Source organism: Rhodanobacter sp. FW106-HT46G03 (assembly GCF_058789895.1).
This window is the reverse complement of record NZ_JBYTCC010000002.1, coordinates 159,234-178,396: the sequence shown is the minus strand read 5'-3', so window position 1 is coordinate 178,396 and position 19,163 is coordinate 159,234. Positions and strand designations below refer to the sequence as shown.

Below are 19,163 nucleotides of genomic sequence, written 5' to 3'. Positions count from 1 at the left end.
AACAATCTACTTGCTCGTGAAGACAGTGGGTGGAGGTTGGAACGCAAACCTCAGCCTGATGAAGTGAGCGCGTGTGGGCGCAAATAAGCAATCGACGATGGACGCGATCTGACGGAGCTTGCGTCAAGTGGGACGAGCAATCCCCTTACCCAAACCCGCTCAATCCGCGATCGCTGATGTGGACCGCCTGGGAGCCAGAGCCGAGCGAAGCGTATTTGCTTAGACGTAGTAAGCGCGGGCGGGGTTACCCGCGGCGTTGGAAAACGGCAGAGGCGGCGATGCGTGAAGTCGATCGTCTGTTTCCTTTGCGCTCTAATGTCTGAGGCGGCAAAGCCGTTTGTTGGGATGAGATCTGCACACTAAAAGGAGCTTAGATCATGCTAATTCTGACCCGCCGTGTTGGCGAAAATCTGAAAATAGGCGACACCGTAACCGTGACCGTGCTGGGTGTGAAGGGAAATGAGGTCCGTATTGGGATCGCGGCACCGTCTGACGTTCCGGTGCACCGTGAAGAAATCTACAATCGAATTCGCGCCGAAGTACCGACGCATCGCGGCTAGAAGCCAGTGATTCCTTCGATACCCGACCGGCGCAGCGCGCACGACCATGGTCCTTATAGCGCCTACTGCCGCGTGTGCTGGAACCCCGTGTACGTGCTTTGGATCGATCGCCATCCACACGACGGGAAGTGCCCATTCGGGCACACGCACGCGGCAAGCTGCCCTGATGTCCTGGCTGCTGGGACCAATACAAAGCGAATCCGCGAAGCTTCAGCCAAGGCGAAGGCCTTGGCTGTGGAGGATGGAACGGGGCGATGATGCTCGATGGTGCCGAACCGCTGGTTTGCAGCGAGGATTCATTCTTGTGCGGCGCCCGCGGCGCCACGCCCTGGTTGAGTCAGCACTTCGACGATTACATCGGTGACATCGATGCTGTGTTCGAGGCTGAGTTGGTCGAGGTGGTACCAACGAATCCACTCTATGGTCTGGTTCAGTCCAGCGACAGCGCGCTGCTGCTCCATCGCATGACGGACACCACACCATGGAATGGCGCTGAGATCGTCGGCTACTACAACGCCCCAGGTGCGGTGTGCATCCAGGATGCTCACCAGGGCATGGGGTTGGGTGCCGAGCTGATCCTGTGGACGGCGCTCAACGTGACCGGCGGCCCGCCCACGGCGGGTCTGGACGAACAGTGTTTCAGCGAATCGGGCTATGTCGCCCATCAGGCCGCGTGGCGTCTTGGTGTTGCGCGCGGACTGATTGTCGATGCAGTGCCGGTGCTGGTGACCGAGCCAGGCTGACGCCGTTACTTCAGCCGCAGTGTTCCGCCCTCGATCACCAGCACCCCGTGTGCCATGGCCCACCAGATCACCAGGTCCACTGTCGCAACGCGATCGCCCGTTGCTTGGGCGAGGCGCGTGCAGAGTTGCGTGACGGTTTCGTTCGAGAGGGTGGCAACACGTTCAAGCCAGCGGTCGGGCTTGGCAACATCCGCCCCGAGGTTCTTGGAAGCATGCCACCTTGTTATGGCCCCGATAAACGGCAGCCGCCCACACCAGTCGGCGATATCCGCATCCGTGAGTGTGGCGAGTTCATGGAATAACCGCTCGCGCTCGCGCCAGATCATGGCCATCGCCGCGGCTTTCCCGGCATGGCCGAACGCACTGGAAGGGTCTTGACCCGCTTCCAGTGCGCCCATGACGCGCCGATAGATCGTGCGTGCGACGGTGTTCTTCATACCGGAGTTGGCGATCACGAAGATCAGCTCGCGTGCCATGGCCTCGGCGTCAATCGGACGCGTGACCGATTCGGCCCAGTCGAATTGTCCGGCCCATTGCGGATCGGACAGCATGTGCGTGCGCGCGGCTTGGTAGAGCGCGAGATCCATGGAGGCTAGTCCGGTGTTAGTCGTCAGTTTCAATGACCTCGATAACCTCACCATCGACCATCCAGCACCAACCCTCTCCAGCGACATAACAGCGGGTGGCATCCGTCAATGGATTCTTCGGTTGTTCCGGTGTTTCGTACGTTCCCGATTTCATCGGCGTGACTCCTCTCAGTTCAGGCGTTGGGTGTCCGGCGCACGCGCCGCATCACCGCTCCTATCGGTTCTTTTGAGCGGCATTCAGGGCTGCAAAACTTCGCTACTGTTCCAGCATCCTCGTCCAAGTGGCTCCCATACCAACTCCATGCTGGGCCCCACTCGGCGCACTCGCCGCACACGCTGCATCGGTGCAGTGGCCGTTCACCACGATCGGCGCGTGCCATGTTCTGTTCCATCAAGGAGCACACGTCGATTCTTACCGACCGTTTCTCTGGGTGCAGCAGCTTCACGTTCATGGGTGCTCACCTGCCGGCGTTATGCAGCCTGCGTGACGGATTGGGTGTCGATGGGGCGAACGGCCCGCACACGTGCCTTCTGAGGATCGTCGAGAAGCGTCCAGACCTTCTTGCGCAGGTCATGCAGCATCGTTTGCCAGCAGTAGTCGATCTGCGCGTCGTCCATCGTGACGATGCGCGCCGCGATGCGCGGCGCCGCCAACGCCACCCATGCGGGACGGTCGTTCTGGAAGAGAGCGAGTTCGTTGCGTTCGCAGGCCGTCGGATCGTTCACGTGAGCCAGGCTCCTGAAAAGATGAACCCCGGGCGAATAGGGGGGTTCGCCCGGGGTTCAGGCCTGCGGAGCAGGAAGTGGCGGGGGAGGCCACCCAGGGGGGAGCCCTGCAGGTGGAGCCATCATACTCGGATTCATCAAGAAAGTGCAACGATCAATTTCTGATTAAAAATCAGTGCCATGTTGTCAGAAAGGTGTTTTGACTATTAGACTTCATCACGATATTCGACGGGACGAGACAAGTGGGACAGCGCGCTACAATGCGATCCAGCGAGGCATGACGGGTATGAACGGCACGTTCAATCCGGCTGCGCTCCATGCTCTGGAAGCCAGTTTTGATGATCCCTTGGAAGTCATCCAGGCGGATGAGCTGGATCTCCTGCGCATTGGCGCCGAGGAGGTGCGCACGCAGTGCGCCGCGTTCCGCCTGGCCGAAACCATTGTCGGCGTGGCGATGGCCACGCGAGGTCAGGCTGACGACGAAGCCATGCTCAATGCCATGAACGCGGTGATGGGCAGGGTGGCGATGCTGCGTTCCGTCATGCTGACGGCGCTGAGCATCGACCAGGCCGACACGGAGTTCCCAGCGGCGTTCAACGCCGCGACGAAAGCTGCGATGTCCTTGGTGCGGGCCGAATGGCGGTGGCAGAAGCTGGTGCCGGGTCGACCCATGCTCCTGGGCATGGACACGATGGCGCAGGTGCTGGCCGCAGTGGTCACGCTCTACCCGGAGCGCTACGCGCTGCAGCCGGGTGGTGGGCTGGAGCTGGCCGCGGTGCGGCGCCTGATGGCCTTCACCTGCATGCCGAGCCTGCAGGGCGTGGTGAACTGGTTTGATTACTTCCAGCCGGATCGTGCGGCCGTGGTCTTGCGCCTGATGCAGGCGGTGGCCGAGCAGGCCGAGCAGTACATCCTCGCGCAGAGCGCGGGTGTGACGTCCGTGGTTGGCCAGCGCGCCATCATCGAGCGGATGTATGGCGCGAGCCTCCACACCATGGTCGAGACCTGGAAGGCGGAAGCGCAGCGCGACGTGCAGCAGTTGCAAGAGCTGACAGCGTTGGATCGGTCAGTGCGCATGCAGCTCATCGAACAGAACGGTGGCATGTCCTTCGACCACGTGATCGAGGCACACCGACAGGCCATGGCCCGCATGGGCGAGATGGCGGCACTGATTGCTCAATCGCAGGAGGCCTCGTGATGGAGACCGACACCTTGGATATCGCATTTCGTCGCCTTGTGTGCGGCCTGGCCGACCAGGACATCAAGGGCGACAAGCCGTTTTTCTACGACGGCGGCAGGCTCTTGGCGGAAGACGTAGCCACGTTGGGCATGCCCTCCATCCTGTGCCTGGCCGATCGCATGTCCGTGAACCTCGGCCTGGGCTCCTTGGGCTATCACTTCGTGCTGGGCGAAGCCGGCGGTGGGTTCCCGTTGCAGGCGGTGCGCGATACCGCGAGCGCGCCGCGGCCGTTCTCGACGGTGGCGCCATTCCTCTACGACGTGTTTGTGAGTGACGTACGCGAGTGCCGGTTGGATCTGGCACGGCTTTTCGAGCGTGCAGCTCACGTGATTGATCCGGAATTCCGTCTGGTGACGGATGCGGCGATCTCCCCGGACATGGCAGCGCCTTCGCGCGCAGATGCCGAGGCCGGGGCTGCTCACTTTGACCTGGGATGAGAACGATGACGACGAAAAGCACGGCAGCCAACAAACAGCCCACGCTGCGGCGCGAGCCGTTGATCCCGGATCTGGTGATCCAGGACTTGCGCGACATGGACATGACGGGCAACTACGATCGCAACGTCCTGCTCTGGGTGCAGGACGGATATGTGCACCGCGCCCTGCAGGAACACCTGGTCGAGATCCGCGAGCTACACGAGCAGCTGGTCGCGTCGGGACGCCCGGCCGACGAGGTGCGGCGCGAGAAGATGATTGCGCTCGTGGGCTTCGTGCGCGAAACCTACTCGACCGAGAAGGCCGGTGGCCGTGGTGCGGATCTCAAGGGGTATGTGGAGGCGGCACGTATCGTCTGGGAGACCGAGGCGGCACGCTATGGCGAACACCTGCAGGAACTGGGCGATCACCTGCAGGAGCTGGGTGAGTACCTGAAGAAAGCATTGGCCAACGGCGAGAAGCCTAATCTCGACTGGCTCGCACGCAATGCCTACGTCTCTATGGCCCGAATGTCGTCGGTGATTGGCAACCTCGAAAGCCTGGTGGGTAAGCCCGCAGCCCAGGAAGCGGCTCGCATGATGCAGAGGGGCATCGACGCCATTCACGTGGAGCAGGTTGGCGGCAGGTCAACGGAGGTGGGGCGTGCCTTGATGGCCCACGTAGTGGAGATCGCGAAGGCTCCAAATAAGTACATCCAATCCCGCGATCCGTCGAAGACGATCATGCCCAAGCGAGAGCCTTTCGATTTCGAGCCGGCGCACCGGGCAGAGCACGGCATGGGAATGACCCATTGACAAAAAACCATGACGATGTAATTCTAACATCGGGGTAATATAACCCATCGAAAAATTGATTTCGTCTATGGTGTGGCGTAGACTCGCCACAAGCACCCGGGGTAAACCGCAATGAGCAAATACGACGCAAAGACGGGTTTCATCGCCGCCAAGACCACGACCTTCGGCAACTTCGTGGACCCGGATCGTCAGCTGGTGGATATGGAGCACCAGAGCCTGGTTCTGGTGGACTTGCCCGAGTATGCCCGCAACGGCCTCGGCCGTGCGCTGCTGGGCCGCGTGGTGCGCTATCACTTCGACGACATCGAGGCCTTCGGCTGCGAGGGCATGTCCATCGGTGCCGATACCAGCCGCGGCTTTCTGATCTACAAGGATATGAACCCGGTGGTGGTCGGCAAGACCCACACGGAGGCGCAGGCTGCCTCTGGCGCATCCGAGGCGACCATCAAGGCGCTGTACCAGCGCGGCCTGCCGATCGAGCTGGTGACGCTGGGAGCGCTGCGTCATGCCCAGTTCGAAACGGTGGACGCCCTCGTGGCGGATATCGAGCAATACCATGCGCGCGCCTCGTGGATGGAACTTCATCCGGTCGAGACGCGTTTCCAGAACATCGAGGCGCAGGTTGGCGACGAGACCGCGTTCGACTGGGATCGCCTGCTGCCCGCGAAGGCGTAACGGAGAGCGGCCATGCTGAATGTGCAAGCACAAACCCTTCGTCGATCGGTGCATGGCTTTCTGGCGACGCTGCCCGTGCCGCAGGCGGTGCAGGCGGATCTCCGGAATCCTTCGGCCAACGATGGCGAGATCGGTTTCACGCATAAGTGGCTGGTTCACGGCGATGCCGTGAACGGCCTGGAAGCCAGCGTGCGTGACTACGAGGATGTGATCGAGTTCGGCCTGCTGGAGCGCAACGGCGAGTCGGCGATTCCCGTGCTCCAGGCGATTCTCGTCTTGGAAAACGACGAATCGGAACTGAACTGCATGTCCGAGCCGACGCCCTCGCTGAACTTCGACGAGTACGTGACGGCGGAGCAGCGCGCCGGACTGGATCGCGCGCTCACGCAGTTCGCGTCGATTCTGGCTGGCGAAGAGATCAACGCGCCCACGACGGGCGCGTGAACGGATTCAGCAGGAGCATCGTGGTGTCGGGGCAGAGCATGCTGCGCGTAATCCCCTGGCGACGTAGCGTGTACCACGGAATGCGGCACGGCGGTGCTCCCGCTGAATGTTTTTCATGGTGGGTCCAGGGAAGGTGACGTAGCCCCCGCCGATGGGCACCGCGTGGCAGGGCAGTGCAGCGTGGTGCCCATCGGCGTTCGGGTGATCGTCCCATTTTGCCGCGCGAAAGCGGCTTGACGATTTCCAAGAACCTGAAAGGTAGATGCGCATGAGCACCACGAACCAGCCCTTGACTGTGATCATGCACGGCAAGTTCGGTGAACTGGAAGTTGACGACAGCTTCTTTAATACATCGGAGTCCATCGACTTGGGCGCCGACGATGCGATCCATGCCCTGGATCAGAAAGGGCGGGTGGTGGAGCTTACTCTGTCCTACGCCGAAGCTCTGACAGCTGCGCCATTCAAGCCGGAAGGCGTCACGATGGCGTGGTGGAAGGATGAGCGCGGCGTCGAGCACGTGGATGCCCAGAGCATTGCCACGCACTTCACGGGCCCGGGGAAGCCGACCGAGATCGTGTTGAAAGTGGTGGGCGGTGAGACGTTTCGTGAAGAACCCTTCGATGCGCTCCATCACGCGGGCTACGGCGTACTGGACGCTGTAGCCGAAGCTGTCTGCAAGCACCAGATGATTGAGGGCCAGCAGGCACTGGTGGCGAAGTTGACCCAGGATCGCAACGATGACGTGTGGGTATTGACCCGTACCCAAGCGATCACTTTGGTCCATGGCTTGTCCGATCTTGCTGCCAAGCACCAGAAGCTATGCGAGATCGATCTGAAGGATGGGTTGTCGGCCGCACAGTCGCGCGCGCGCGATGCGATCGAGCAGCAGTTCAGCGATCTGCTCGCGGACGTGCCGGGTGTGTCCGGCGCGAAATTTCTGTACGACCCGCGGGGCGAGACGACGGGCATCGTCTTCGCGGATGGCGCCTCCAACAGCCTGAGCGGCTCGTGGAAGGTGCCGGTGACCAGGAACGGCTACCGCGCTCTGGCGAAGGTGGATTTCTGGACGGCGCATGCGGACATCAAGAGGGAGCCGAAGGACGAACCGTCGTTCGTCATGCTTCGGATCGACCAAACTGGGAACGCTGCCTTTACCGACGGTGGTGGTCGAGAGCACGAAATCGCCCGCATCCTGGACGATGCGGCGCAGAAGGTGTCGCTACGTTCCGATCCCGATGGCATCATCCTATTCGACTTGAATGGCAACAAGGTCGGCCGCATCGCCGTGGTCGACATGAAACCGGTCGACAGCGATCCCTCGGGCGCCCCGCCACCCGGCTCGGTGCGACTGGTGCTCGACAACACCGGCGAGGCGCTGACGAGCACGCCGGAGGGCGTGGATCGCATGGTGCGTCTGTTGCGCCTGGCTGCAACGGGCATTCGGGAAGGCGCGTCAGCCTTCCCGCTGGCGTTGGATGAAAACGGCAACCGCAAAGAATACGGGGAAGTGGCGTATGCGGCGCCTGCATCCAAGCTGCAGAACGACCGGATCAACCTGGCGGACCACTTCAGCAACAACGGTGTGCGCAAGGCGGACGGCGGGTACTCCGGCATCGCTGAAGACGAATTCCGGTACGTTGTGGGTGCGGGCGATTTCGAGTTCGGTTACGGACTCGATGCGGGTCCCGTGTACCTGGTCAACGCGAAGGGTGAAGTCGCCGACGGCTACGAAGACGGCGACAAGATTGTGCGCGAGACGTACACCTCGATCCTGTCCAAGGATGAGCTGGCCGCGCTACGCGCGGTGGCCGACGGTTCGCTCTCGTTCGATGAGTTCGAGAAGCAGTTCGGCGACCACGACGCTGACGACGAGCCGGAGGCGTGAGATGACCACTTCCCCCACCCCTGGCTTCGCGCCGACTGAAGAACAGATCCGCTGCGGGCAGGCTCTGCTGGTGGCCAAGGCCCACGAATCCTTGGTTCGCCCGATCGTGGAGGGTTATCAGCGCGCCATCCTTGCGGAGCATCAGTTCAAGGTGGCCAGCCGCTGGGCCGATACCCGCATTGCTGCTGCCGATTTTGTCATCAGCGAGGGGCGTGATTCGTACCTGCTGAGCGATGAGGACTTCGCGGTCTACCACGAGGCCTGCCATCTGGCGCGTGATGCGCACGGTTTGTCGGTGAAGAAGCCGGATAACTGCCCATTGCTGGAGGCGGAGCACATGCGCATCCAGTGCGAAAACGCCTTGTTGCGGACCTGGGAAGGGCACTCCCACTTTTCGGCATTGGCTGATGCGGGAGTGCTGCGCATCGAGCAGCGCACGCAAGTGATCGACCTGACCCTCGGGTTGATCGCGCCGCACATGAAGAACAACGCCCACGACATGCTCGCGGATCTCGGGGTCCATCCGCCTGTGCCCAAGGCGCAGACCCACGACCAAAACCCGGAGCTGTGACGTGACGAACGGATACGACGAGAGCGTTCTGGCGGCGGATGGCACGAAGCTCGTGGGCTTTGGTCCGAGACGCTTCGACGTAGCGCACTCGCACGCCGTCATCGACGCCGAAACCTGTGGCCCGGAAGAGGCCACGTACTGGGCGGCGTACACGTTCGATGAGCGTGGTCTTCCCGCCTATGCGTTGGGTAAGCCGGTGTATGTCGCCAGGCGGCCGGATCGTGCTGGTGCCAGGGATTTCGCCGTGCAACTCGCAGAACAACTGGAAAGGAACCGATCGATGTCCTACGGCTACGACACTTACATCCTGGACGCCGCCGGCAACAGGCTGGTGAGTTATGGCCCGCGGCGAATCGAAATCGAACGTGTCGTGGATGGCAAAAGCTATGTGAGTTACAGGCAGCATCATCCGGAGAACGACGATCCGGGTGCACATATTGAAGCGTGCCTTCCTTCGGAAGCCGCGTTCTGGGGCGTGTACAAGCACGATGCGGAAGGCCTGGCCGCGATCGTGGGCGATGCCCACGATGAAGCGTCGGCGAAGGCGTTCGCCGAACAGGTGGCACGCAATCTCGAACTGGAGGCGCGGCTTCTCGGTGCGATCAGCGTGACGCCGCGAATCGTGCTTGTGCTGGAGGGTGATCACATCCAGAACATCGTGGCGGATTGCGCGGTGGACGTGACCTGCTTGAACTATGACGACGATCGGATCGAGGAATTCGCTGACAACGGTATGCCGGTTGTGGACGTTCCGCAGGGTGACGGCAAGGTCGCGCGGGCAGTGATCGGTCGAATCCCGGTGGAAGTGGACCCGGTGGAAACCGCGAGGATTGTGGCTCTCTACGCGGGCCCGGCCGAGACGCAGCGATGGGTTGTGCTCGCGATCGATACCAACACCGCGGCGTTCAGGGATCTTGGCCACGCCAGCGAAGTTGCGCGGCTGTTGCGCGACGCCGGGGCACAGCTTCAATCCGCGCCGGATTTGGATAGTGTCCGGCTGGTCGATACCAACGACAACGAGGTGGGCCGGCTATATGCCACGGACGTGATGCCGGATGTGGAGTCCCCCGGGACGATCAGTCTGGTGGTGGATGCGGGCGAGGATGTTGCCTTCGGCACCACGGAAGCGGATCGCATGGCCCTTGCCTCTGCTTTCTGTGCTGAGGCTAAGCCACTCGGCTGGAAGAACGAGCTGAGCAAGCGCCTGACAACTTTCACCGTGGAGGTGAGGGAAGCGCCCTACGATCGGACCAGCACCGTGCGGGATGTGAAAGTCGGGCATTTGTATTACACACCTGCACCCGAGCTGGAATCCCAGTTGGTGGCGCGTGATGCGGCCACGCCGGAGATCTAGGAGGCGTCATGGCATCGCAGACGCCTTCCTCGACATCCGCTTTCACGCCGACGGACCGCCAGATCCGGGCGGCGGAGGCCGTGCTGGCCGCCAATGCGCATGAACAGGCGGTTCGCCCGTTGGTGGAGACCTACCAACGGATGATCCTGGAACAGCATCAGTTCAAACCGTCGGTGACTTGGGACAACTGCCCAGGCCTCCCCGAGGTGGTGCTGGACCCCAACGAGGACCACTACCTCGGCCCCGAAGACATGGCCGTCTACATGGCCGAGTGCCACGCCGCCCGCGATGCGCTCGGTTTGGTGGTGTCCTCGCCCGATCATTGCCCGCTGCTCGAAGCGCGTTCGAAGCGCATCGATGCAGAGAATGCCTTGCTGGCGACGATGGTCGATACGCCGCGCCTGGCACCGCTCGCCAAGGCGCGACTCCTTCCCGGCGGCAAGGGTAAGCAGGCGATCGCGACGCTGCTGTCTGCTATCTCACCGTTCTGCCGAGCCGACGCGTCAAAGACGGTGGCCTTCGATCTCGCGAGACCGGGGACACCTCAGCCCCTGGAGAGTGCACTGGAGCCATGACGACCGAGGGCACACAAAAGCAGGAGGAGCGCGCTATTGAGGCGCGCCGGGAAACGGCCGTCGCAGCGGCGACAAAAATGGGTTGAAGGTGACCAGCATGAACGAGACAAAGCAGTTCCGAGAGGCTTGCGAGGCGCAGATCATGGCTTGGACCGAGGTTCGTGATCAGCAGCCAGGCATCTTGGTTGAAAAACGCAACATCGTGTTGGATGCACGTGGCAGGGCATACGGCTCGTTACCGGATGGACGCTACAAACTCGAATACCCTCGTTCGAACCTTGCGGGTGTGAGCCACTTCAATTTTATGGATGCCCGCGAACTCTGTCGCCGAATGGATATCGCTTTGCCGGAGTTCGCGCCGTCCAAAGTGATGGACTTCAAAACCTACGCGGAAAGCCGCGTGGACGAAGCGCAGAAAGCATTGAGCATGATCAAGGCGTACCTGGGGGAGACCAAGACCAGCGAAACGCCGCTTCCGTCCATTCCGAATACGTGGGTGATCACGGCCGCTTCCGGCGAATTCGTCGTGAATGCCGAATCAGGCGACGTGGTTTCGTATACGGTCTACGAAAACGGGGACGATCCGGATTTTCGGGAGCGTGCGGAGAATATCGCGCGGTTCGATGTGGCGGAGTACCGGCAGTGGTTCGAGAGCGTGGGACTTACCGAGCCCACGAACCTCAACTGGCTTGGCATCGGGTTCTGGCAGAAGGACGGCTTCTACGAGTCCTTCGAGCAAGACTGGCGTGACGATCTCGTTACCGCCATGAACGACAACCGGGCTGCTGCAGTCGAAACGGCCGAGCCGTGAGGGCATCGCCATGGCCGACATCACGCTCCTGAAATCCTCTGTACTGGTTCCCGCCGGTAGCGAGGACATGGCTGCCTTCGAGAAGGCGCTGGGCAAGCTCAATGCCAAGGCGACGAAGTACGGCCTGCCGCCCGTGACGGCAGGCGAGCCGGTGCGTGAGCGCTTTGCGCGGCGCTACGAACGGAATGAGGACGGCGGCGTGGAGCGCATGTACGTGGTGCCGCTGGGTGAGGATGGTGAGCTGAAAGAGAGCGACCAGCTCTTGTTCCTCAACCGCATCGCTCTGGAGTATCCGATCATCGCCTTGGGGCCATGGAAGGTGCTGGGCAAGATCGAGCCCTTCGGTGAAGGGCGGATCACGTTTGCGGCCACGGACGTGGAGAGTGAGCTGCAGCAACTCGGTGCGTACCGCGAATCGGAGCCGTGTTGTGAGCACTGCAATACGAAGCGCCGTCGGAAGGACACCTTCGTGGTTCGCCACGCGGAGACGGGTGAAACCAGGCAGATCGGCAGTTCCTGCCTGGAGGACTTCACAGGCATCGACCCGTCGAAGGTCCTGTTCCTTGCGCAGATGTATGCCGCTTTCAAGGACATGGACGACGACTACGAGCACTTCCTGGGTGGCGTGGGCGGCGACCATCATGTGCGGCCCGTGGATTACCTGCGCGACGTGTTGTTCGTGAACGAATGGCAAGGCGGCTTCGTGTCCTCGAAGCGCGCCAAGGAAGAGCTGTTGAAGCCGACCTACGTGCTGGCCCGGGATCTGGAAGACACCTTGTACGGTGGTCGCCGGGATGACGCGCTGATCGAGCGTTACCGGAACAGCCGCGAACGCTTGCTGGCCAGCGCGCAGCGCGTCATCGACTGGTGGGCCCATTTCGAGCCGTCGTCGGAATTCGAGCGCACGGCTCAGCAGGTCGTGACGGCCGACTCCATGCCGAGCGAGAACAAATTTCTCGCCATCGCGGCGGCGAGCATCGCGGCGATGGATCGCGCGCTGGCCAAGGCCATGGCGCAGGATGCCCGCGCCGCGCATCCGTCCGAGCACGTGGGCGCGGCTGGGGAGAAACGCCACCAGCCCATGCGCGTGACGGGTCGCTTCGGGTTCGATTCGGCGTTTGGCTACCAGTATTTCGTGAAGTTCGTCGACGCTGATGGCAATGCTTATTCGTGGAAGACGGCGAACCCGCCGAGCGAGTTCAGCGATCCCGAGGCTAAGGCGAAATGGTTCGACGGCACCTTCAAGATCAAGGGCCACGACGAGTACCGCGGCGAAAACGTCACGACCATCACGCACGTGAAGTTCAGTGGCTGGACGGCGGCGCCGTCGCTTGGTGAGGGCGCCGCCGTGGTTGCAGGTGTTCCCGAAGCAGTGGATCGTCGGCTTGTCGTGGACGTCCCGACGATCACGCAGGCCTTCGACGACATGGGGTGGCGGCAGCAGGCCGAACTGCTGCTCCGCGAGGTCGCGCAGCAGCTGCGTGATCCACGCCACGATGTACTGGCGCCGGTTACGCTGCTTGATGCCAACGGCAATATGGTTGGGTCAGTGACTTTCCCGCAGACTTCGCCCGCGCCACCGGCCGACGGTCACTTGCAGATCGTGTTGGAGCCTGGCACACGCGATGCGTGGGTTGATGCCATCGAAGAGTCAGCTCGGTACGTGGCGACTTTCTCGCCGATGAGCGATCCCCGGGTCACGGTTTCACGTGATGGCTATTACCGCAACGTGGGCACCATGCGTTGGGAGTCGCTTCTGGCGTGCGAGTCTCATGACGCCTCGTCCGTGGAAGCCAACTTATATGTGCCTTGAAGTGCAAGGCGTGAGGTACATGAGGACAGGACGATGAATAAGAAGGCGGTTCGCCCGGTGATCGTCGCCGGCAAGATCTACGTTCGAGGTGCGGACGGTTTCCATGCCGCGTCGGCGACGGGTATTCCCGGCTCGTCGGGTTCGACGCACCAGCCCGATGGCTACTACGTGCGCATGCCCGAGGGCGTGCGGCTCCATGACATGGACGGAGCGCCGTTCGTGTTCATCAAGCGCGAACGCAACTCCGGCTTCATCGTGACGTGTCATGAGACCGCCGAGGGGATTCGGTACATGTTCGGCGCGTCTGAGCTGGATCTGCGAAAGCTGGGACTGGACCGCTCGGGGCCCATGGCTCAACGTTTGGAAACGGAACTCGCCGAGCGCATCCTGTGGGAAACCTCGCCAGAGGCGGGACAAACGGTCTACGAGCTGCACCAGAGGATGGTGGCGGCCGAAGCCGAGTACGAGCGTGTCTTGGATCGCGTCTACGGTGCCAAGCGCGAAGCGGAAACCCGTTACTTGAAGCATGCCGACCCTACGCTGGCGACGGCCTCGCAGGCTTTCAGCGAGGCCTGTCTTGCTTGGCAAACGGCCTGCCGATTCAGCCAGACACCGGCGCAGGTCCACGAGGCCCTTTCCGCCGTGCAGCCTTCCTCCGACGAGTCGCAAGCGATGTACCTGGTGGCTCGTTGGAATGTCACCGACACCGCTTCGTTCGCGACGAATGGTCCGCGCGACGAACTTGGCATGACGTTGGAGCGGTTGGCTGCCGACATCGAAGCGCGTGAAGCAGGCCCAACGATGTACGCGCCGATGACGATGGTGGATACCGATGGACAGCCGGTGGGCGCTGCTACCTTCACAACCAGCCCTCCAGCCGAGCCGAGTGATGGCAAGCCGTTGTTGATCGTTCCTGTGAGAGACTTCGTTTACGCGGCCATGGCCGTGGTGGACATCTACAACAAGCTCCAGTCGAGCATCGAAGACGTCCATCTTGATAACGCGGTGGACCATTCGCACATGGCGCACTTCTACTGGCGTGCCCTGCCGGCGTTGGAGCGGCAATGGCACCACACGATGGGTTCGCCCGAAAGCTCCCTGCAGGCGACGCATGACCGCGTGCGGGAGCGGTTGGTGGCGCTGGAACGAAAGAATCCGTATGCGCGCTTCATCCCAGCTTACGAAGGTATCGAGCGCGCCGCTGAATCGCTGGGCTTGCAGGCGCGTCTGCAGGGAGTGGGTGACTCGGCGCGCGTGGGCTATTTCAAGGATGGTCAGTGGACCGGCATCGAGACCGAGATCGCATGGGGAGGGAAAGCGCTGACGACGGTGAACGGGCGGCGCGCGCAAGGCACGGGCTACACGGCAGAAGGGGAGTGGCAGCGCGATCAGCTGGAGTGTGCGCTGAACCGTTTGCCGGAGGCCTTTGAGGCGCCTCCGTCGCGCGATGTGTACGCGGAAGCCGCCGACCTGTACGAGCCGAGTAGCCCCTGATGGCGACGAACCTGGTCATCATCGAGGCGCCGGGCAAGACCAAGAGCCTGGGCAGCTTGCTCTGGCAGGCAGGCATCCGCGATAACGAGGTGCTGGCCACGGTAGGCCACCTTGGCACGAACCCGGATAGCTTCACGCCGTTGGCGATCGACAGGAGCTACCGCGAGACCGCCTACCGGCTGAAGCCTGAGAAGGAAGCGTTGGCGGCGAAGATCGCCCGCGCCGCCAACGCTTCAGTGAACATCTATTTGGCGACGGACGATGACCAGGAGGGCGACGTCATCGCGCGTGATGTGTTGCGCTTCTGCATCGACGAGGGCGACAAGGGGAAGGTCAAGCGCGTGCGCCTGAAGGCGCTTGCGCCCTCGGAGATCCGCGAAGTCTTCCGGAAGGCCGAGCCCTTCGATGATCTTTCCGCGGCACGCGGCGACGCGCGCCGGATCATGGATCGCCTGATCGGCTCCCTGTCGAGCGAAATAGCGGCCGTCGGCCGCGTGCAGGGTTCGCTGCTTCTGCAGCTGGCACAGCAGTCCCCCGTGACGGGCGTCGCCACGTACCTGCTCCCGGCGGCGGACGACAGGGGGGACTTCATCGCTCGGGTGCCGCTCTACAGCGCCGACCCAGCCGTAGAGCCGATACGCTTCGACGACATCGTGGCCGAGGTGGGTCGTTCCGGTTTGGGCGTGATGGCCTCCCAGGCCATGAACTTCGATGACATCGTGCTGGCCACCAGCCTGACCTCCGGCGCAGAGATCCGGGATGTGTCCCGGGCGATGCAGAGCCTGTACGAGAAGGGGCAGATGACCTATCCCCGGTCTCGGGCGCACGCGATCACTCCCGAGGCCTCACGCCGCGTGCTGGCGGTGGCGCGGGCGAATGGCGCCGGATTCAACCCGGCGCTCTTTAAGGCCGTACGGGCGGTCGAGGGGGAACATGCCCACGAAGCGCCCAATCCCCTGATCCTGGACGTCCCGCTCAACGGCAGTCCCCTGGTGATGGATCTGGAGCAGCAGGTCTTGCTGGTGATCGCACGGCACCTGGTCGAGTGCGGGATACCTGCACAGGCCGAAGAGCCGCGCCTGATGGATCTGTCCAAGCTCCCGCCGGAGCTGGCCGCGCTGCCCTGGCACCGGGTTGTGCCGCTGGGCGAGCGGTTATGGGAAGCTCTGCCTGTCGAGGCCGGAGTAGAACGTTGGACGGCGGAGCAGAGCCTGCTCCATTTCATGAGCCGGAACGAACTGGGCAGGCCATCGACAGTTGTTGAGCATGTGGACAAGTTTTTGAGCAGGGGGCTTGTAACTGAAGGCTTTGAATTAACAGAGAAAGGTCAACAATGGAGCCATCATGTGGGCGAGCTTTTTGGGCATCGAAATATCTCGAAAATGATCGAGCATTACATCGACGACAACAAAAAGTCGCCATCATTGATGGTTGAGGATATGATTGAGCTGTGCGGCTTGAGCGCCGTCGGCTCGGCTGTGCAACAACAACAGGGGCTTGAAAATGACGACGAAACCAATGCGCTATCCCCCTATGACCTTGCTTGAGGTCAGCGACCAGGCCGGTGGCCGGAAGGTCGTGATGGTGTGCAAGGACGGTGTGACGTACTGGGATGTGCTGGATGCGGGTGAAGCCACGCCCATCGTGATTCATCCGGCGCTGGAGCCGAAGGAACTCGGCGATCTGGTTACGTACTGCCAGAACAACGGTCTGGTTCCGGCGCGCGACGCGCTGATCGCGTTCTTGCGTGAGCGTGGCGATGCACGTCTGGATTCGGACCCGCTCTTCGTGGTGCGCGCGCTGTGGTTCATCCGCTCTCGCGCCACGGGAGACAACCAGGTGCCCACGGAAGAAGTCATGCAGTGGGCGATTGAGCAGTCACTGCTCCAAGAGCGGAAGCTCGTGCAGAACCATCAGGTCATCGAACGGTACTGCGCAGCGACGCAGCAAGCATAAAGGTCGAAGCCATGGGCAAGATGCTCCTCATTGCGGAAAAACCCAGCGTGGCGAAAGAACTGGCCCACGCGTTGGGCGGGTTCCAGAAGAAGGAACACGGCTGGGAACGTGATGATGCGGTTATCTCGCATGCCCGTGGCCACCTGGTGAGCCTGCAGATGCCGCTGGCCGCCACCAGCGGCAAGAATCTGCAGCAGCTCCCAGTGGCCGGTGAGTTCGTCACCGAACTCATCGACTACGACGGCTCCATCGGCGTCTACCGCAACCTCGAAAAGCTGATGAAGCGTGGTGATATCAGCATGGTGGTCAACGCCTGCGATGCAGGGCGCGAGGGCGAGCTGATCTTTCGCCTGATTGTCGAGCATGCCAAGTGCGCCAAGCCGATGAAGCGCATGTGGATACAGTCCATGACGACGGATGGCCTCAAGGAGGCCTTCCGCGCGATGCGCCCGGCCGCCGAGTTCGACAGCCTCTCCGACGCCGCGCATGCGCGCTCGATCGCCGACTTCCTGGTCGGCATCAACGGGTCACGCGCGATCACCTACATGCGTGATGAGCAGTCCACGGCAGGGCGAGTACAGTCGCCGGTCGGCATGCTGATCTACGACCGCGAGATGGCCATTCGCCATTTCAAGCCGACGGACTACTGGGAGATCCACGCGACCTTCCAGGCCGAGGCGGGGCAGTACCTGGGCAAGTGGTTTGATCCCAGCAAGGCCAAGGCCAGGCCCGACGACGAATCGGTGGAAGCCGAGGATGCGGACAAGACCGAGAAGCAGGATGCCTCGTCGGGCCAGCGCATTTTCGATCGCGCGGTGGCCGAGGCCATCCTCGCGAAGTGCCGAGGCAGGCATCCGTCGTCGGTGACCGACACGGCCAAGCGCGCCAAGCGCGCGGCGCCGGATCTGTACCACCTGACCTCGCTGCAGCAGGACGCCAACCGCCGCTTCAAGTTGTCGGCGAAGAAGACGCTGGAAATTGCGCAGGCGCTCTACGACGAGCACAAGCTCACCACCTACCCGCGTACGGATGCGGACGCGCTGCCGGAGGATTACGCCGACACGGTGCGCGCGCTGATGAAGAACTTCGGCGGCACGCCGTACGCGGCCCACGGCCAGCGCGTGCTCGACAACGGGTGGGTGAATCCTTCGGACAAGGGGATCTTCAACAACGCGAAGATCTCCGACCACTTTGCGATCATCCCGACGGAGAAGAGCCCGGTGGGCGTCACCCTCTCCGACGACGAGCGCAAGGTCTATGACCTGATCGTGCGCCGCTTCATGGCGGCGTTCCATCCGGCCGCCGAATTCGACGTGACCACGCGCGTGAGTGTGGTCGAGGGCGAGAACTTCAAGTCCACGGGTCGTGTGCTGGTGAAGGAAGGCTGGCTGGTCGTGTACGGCCATGGGGTCGACAATTCGACGAAGGAGCCGCCGCTGGTCGCCGTAAAGCACGGCGAGGCGGTGAAGACGGTGGACGTGAAGGCCGTCACCTGCCAGACCTCGCCGCCGTCGCGCTACACCGAAGCGACGCTGCTCAAGGCGATGGAAAACGCCGGCAAGGACATCGACGACAAGGCGATGCGCGAGGCGATGAAGGGTCGCGGTCTAGGCACGCCTGCGACGCGTGCCGATACGATCGAAGGCTTGCTCTCCACGGGCTCGCGCGCCAGGCCGCGGGCGCCGTACGCCACCCGCGAGAAGAACTTCATTGTCCCCACGGACAAGCTGCTGCTGCTGATGGCCTTCATCCGTGAAGAGCAGCTGGAACTGCTGGCGTCGGCCGAAACCACGGGCGAGTGGGAATACAAGCTGGGCCTGGTGCAAAAGGGTGAGTTGTCGAGCAAGGTCTTCCTCGATGGCATCAAGGCCGAGGTGGCCAGCATGCTGGCCAAGATCCGCAGCAAGGCCAGCTCCATGCCTGCCGCGAATCGCACGCTGCTGCAGGCGCCGTGTCCGAAGTGCGGTCAGCCGTTGGCGGTGGGGCCGCGCACGGTCGACTGCCAAGCGGGGTGCGGCTTCAAGCTGTGGCGCGAGGTGTCCCACAAGGTGCTGTCGGATGCCGAGCTGGACACCTTGCTGAAGGAAGGTGCGATCACCAGGGTCGATGGACTGGTCAGCAGGGCGGGCAAGTCCTATTCGGCGGGCCTGACTTTCAACGGCGAGAAGATCGAGATGGTCTTCGAAGAGCGCATCGGAGGTGCCGACCGGCCGCTCGCTTCGGCGCTGCCGTCGCTGGACGCGCCGTGCCCCAAGTGCAAGGGTACGATCCGCATCCACGGCGGTGATCACCCCAAATTCGCGTGTGAGAAGGGCGATTTCACGCTCTGGCGCGTCATCGCACAGCGTGAACTCTCCGAAAGTGAGGCCGTCGCCCTGATCACGCGAGGCTCCATGCCTGCGGTGAGCGGCTTCATTTCTGGCAAGACCGGCAAACCCTTTGCCGCGGGCTTGCGCCTGTCCAGGGACAAGTCGAAAGTCGATTTCGACTTCGGGAAGTGA

Annotated in this window: 19 protein-coding genes; 17 read left to right on the top strand and 2 right to left on the bottom strand. The window is 62.4% G+C overall.

Annotated features, from left to right (window positions below):
• Nucleotides 1-377 precede the first annotated feature (377 nt).
• Entirely contained in the window at nt 378-560 is a 183-nt protein-coding gene (gene csrA, locus AC3WP6_RS16975; protein ID WP_492628860.1) for a carbon storage regulator CsrA, read from the top strand.
• Nucleotides 561-814: 254 nt separating this feature from the next.
• Nucleotides 815-1,303 (top strand): hypothetical protein, encoded by a 489-nt coding sequence (locus tag AC3WP6_RS16970; RefSeq protein ID WP_492628859.1) that lies wholly within the window; start codon nt 815-817, stop codon nt 1,301-1,303.
• 5 nt (nt 1,304-1,308) lie between these two features.
• Here AC3WP6_RS16970 and AC3WP6_RS16965 read toward each other — a convergent pair whose 3' ends face one another.
• Both AC3WP6_RS16965 and AC3WP6_RS16960 read right to left on the bottom strand, forming a co-directional pair.
• Nucleotides 1,309-1,890, bottom strand: a complete 582-nt coding sequence (locus AC3WP6_RS16965; RefSeq protein ID WP_492628858.1) for a hypothetical protein — start codon at nt 1,888-1,890, stop codon at nt 1,309-1,311.
• A 471-nt stretch (nt 1,891-2,361) separates the two neighbouring features.
• Nucleotides 2,362-2,616 carry a hypothetical protein gene (locus tag AC3WP6_RS16960; RefSeq protein WP_492628857.1) on the bottom strand — a complete coding sequence of 85 codons (255 nt, stop codon included), beginning with the start codon at nt 2,614-2,616 and terminating at the stop codon, nt 2,362-2,364.
• A gap of 286 nt (nt 2,617-2,902) precedes the next feature.
• Between AC3WP6_RS16960 and AC3WP6_RS16955 the strand changes: the two genes are divergently transcribed.
• The 15 genes from AC3WP6_RS16955 to AC3WP6_RS16885 all read left to right on the top strand — a co-directional run bounded on the left by AC3WP6_RS16955 (nt 2,903) and on the right by AC3WP6_RS16885 (nt 19,163).
• On the top strand, nt 2,903-3,814 hold the full coding sequence (locus AC3WP6_RS16955) for a hypothetical protein (RefSeq protein ID WP_492628856.1): 912 nt from the start codon (nt 2,903-2,905) through the stop codon (nt 3,812-3,814).
• Nucleotides 3,814-4,293, top strand: coding sequence for a hypothetical protein (locus tag AC3WP6_RS16950; protein WP_492628855.1), 480 nt, complete (start codon nt 3,814-3,816; stop codon nt 4,291-4,293). The genes AC3WP6_RS16955 and AC3WP6_RS16950 overlap by 1 nt, the downstream gene beginning before the upstream one ends.
• Nucleotides 4,294-4,298: 5 nt before the next feature.
• Nucleotides 4,299-5,084, top strand: coding sequence for a hypothetical protein (locus AC3WP6_RS16945; protein WP_492628854.1), 786 nt, complete (start codon nt 4,299-4,301; stop codon nt 5,082-5,084).
• 111 nt (nt 5,085-5,195) lie between these two features.
• Entirely contained in the window at nt 5,196-5,759 is a 564-nt protein-coding gene (locus tag AC3WP6_RS16940; protein ID WP_492628853.1) for a hypothetical protein, read from the top strand.
• Between the two features lie 12 nt (nt 5,760-5,771).
• Nucleotides 5,772-6,203, top strand: a complete 432-nt coding sequence (locus AC3WP6_RS16935; protein ID WP_492628852.1) for a hypothetical protein — start codon at nt 5,772-5,774, stop codon at nt 6,201-6,203.
• Nucleotides 6,204-6,471: 268 nt separating this feature from the next.
• Nucleotides 6,472-8,088, top strand: a complete 1,617-nt coding sequence (locus AC3WP6_RS16930; protein ID WP_492628851.1) for a hypothetical protein — start codon at nt 6,472-6,474, stop codon at nt 8,086-8,088.
• A gap of 70 nt (nt 8,089-8,158) precedes the next feature.
• Nucleotides 8,159-8,659 carry a hypothetical protein gene (locus AC3WP6_RS16925; protein WP_492628850.1) on the top strand — a complete coding sequence of 167 codons (501 nt, stop codon included), beginning with the start codon at nt 8,159-8,161 and terminating at the stop codon, nt 8,657-8,659.
• Between the two features lies 1 nt (nt 8,660).
• Entirely contained in the window at nt 8,661-10,013 is a 1,353-nt protein-coding gene (locus AC3WP6_RS16920; protein ID WP_492628849.1) for a hypothetical protein, read from the top strand.
• Between the two features lie 8 nt (nt 10,014-10,021).
• Entirely contained in the window at nt 10,022-10,588 is a 567-nt protein-coding gene (locus AC3WP6_RS16915; RefSeq protein WP_492628848.1) for a hypothetical protein, read from the top strand.
• A 97-nt stretch (nt 10,589-10,685) separates the two neighbouring features.
• On the top strand, nt 10,686-11,399 hold the full coding sequence (locus AC3WP6_RS16910) for a hypothetical protein (RefSeq protein WP_492628847.1): 714 nt from the start codon (nt 10,686-10,688) through the stop codon (nt 11,397-11,399).
• Nucleotides 11,400-11,409: 10 nt separating this feature from the next.
• Nucleotides 11,410-13,212 carry a hypothetical protein gene (locus tag AC3WP6_RS16905; protein WP_492628846.1) on the top strand — a complete coding sequence of 601 codons (1,803 nt, stop codon included), beginning with the start codon at nt 11,410-11,412 and terminating at the stop codon, nt 13,210-13,212.
• 33 nt (nt 13,213-13,245) lie between these two features.
• Nucleotides 13,246-14,706 (top strand): hypothetical protein, encoded by a 1,461-nt coding sequence (locus tag AC3WP6_RS16900; RefSeq protein ID WP_492628845.1) that lies wholly within the window; start codon nt 13,246-13,248, stop codon nt 14,704-14,706.
• Nucleotides 14,706-16,253, top strand: coding sequence for a toprim domain-containing protein (locus AC3WP6_RS16895; protein ID WP_492628844.1), 1,548 nt, complete (start codon nt 14,706-14,708; stop codon nt 16,251-16,253). The genes AC3WP6_RS16900 and AC3WP6_RS16895 overlap by 1 nt, the downstream gene beginning before the upstream one ends.
• Complete coding sequence (locus AC3WP6_RS16890) at nt 16,240-16,662, top strand: hypothetical protein (RefSeq protein WP_492628843.1); 423 nt, start codon at nt 16,240-16,242, stop codon at nt 16,660-16,662. Before AC3WP6_RS16895 ends, AC3WP6_RS16890 begins: the two co-directional genes overlap by 14 nt.
• A gap of 11 nt (nt 16,663-16,673) precedes the next feature.
• Nucleotides 16,674-19,163 (top strand): DNA topoisomerase, encoded by a 2,490-nt coding sequence (locus AC3WP6_RS16885; protein ID WP_492628842.1) that lies wholly within the window; start codon nt 16,674-16,676, stop codon nt 19,161-19,163.

Bases quoted from the DNA above. Each gene is read 5' to 3' on its own strand.
- csrA (WP_492628860.1), top strand. From the start codon at position 378: ATGCTAATTCTGACCCGCCGTGTTGGCGAAAATCTGAAAATAGGCGAC.
- AC3WP6_RS16970 (WP_492628859.1), top strand. From the start codon at position 815: ATGATGCTCGATGGTGCCGAACCGCTGGTTTGCAGCGAGGATTCATTC.
- AC3WP6_RS16965 (WP_492628858.1), bottom strand. From the start codon at position 1,890: ATGGATCTCGCGCTCTACCAAGCCGCGCGCACGCACATGCTGTCCGAT.
- AC3WP6_RS16955 (WP_492628856.1), top strand. From the start codon at position 2,903: ATGAACGGCACGTTCAATCCGGCTGCGCTCCATGCTCTGGAAGCCAGT.
- AC3WP6_RS16950 (WP_492628855.1), top strand. From the start codon at position 3,814: ATGGAGACCGACACCTTGGATATCGCATTTCGTCGCCTTGTGTGCGGC.
- AC3WP6_RS16945 (WP_492628854.1), top strand. From the start codon at position 4,299: ATGACGACGAAAAGCACGGCAGCCAACAAACAGCCCACGCTGCGGCGC.
- AC3WP6_RS16940 (WP_492628853.1), top strand. From the start codon at position 5,196: ATGAGCAAATACGACGCAAAGACGGGTTTCATCGCCGCCAAGACCACG.
- AC3WP6_RS16935 (WP_492628852.1), top strand. From the start codon at position 5,772: ATGCTGAATGTGCAAGCACAAACCCTTCGTCGATCGGTGCATGGCTTT.
- AC3WP6_RS16930 (WP_492628851.1), top strand. From the start codon at position 6,472: ATGAGCACCACGAACCAGCCCTTGACTGTGATCATGCACGGCAAGTTC.
- AC3WP6_RS16915 (WP_492628848.1), top strand. From the start codon at position 10,022: ATGGCATCGCAGACGCCTTCCTCGACATCCGCTTTCACGCCGACGGAC.
- AC3WP6_RS16910 (WP_492628847.1), top strand. From the start codon at position 10,686: ATGAACGAGACAAAGCAGTTCCGAGAGGCTTGCGAGGCGCAGATCATG.
- AC3WP6_RS16905 (WP_492628846.1), top strand. From the start codon at position 11,410: ATGGCCGACATCACGCTCCTGAAATCCTCTGTACTGGTTCCCGCCGGT.
- AC3WP6_RS16900 (WP_492628845.1), top strand. From the start codon at position 13,246: ATGAATAAGAAGGCGGTTCGCCCGGTGATCGTCGCCGGCAAGATCTAC.
- AC3WP6_RS16895 (WP_492628844.1), top strand. From the start codon at position 14,706: ATGGCGACGAACCTGGTCATCATCGAGGCGCCGGGCAAGACCAAGAGC.
- AC3WP6_RS16890 (WP_492628843.1), top strand. From the start codon at position 16,240: ATGACCTTGCTTGAGGTCAGCGACCAGGCCGGTGGCCGGAAGGTCGTG.
- AC3WP6_RS16885 (WP_492628842.1), top strand. From the start codon at position 16,674: ATGGGCAAGATGCTCCTCATTGCGGAAAAACCCAGCGTGGCGAAAGAA.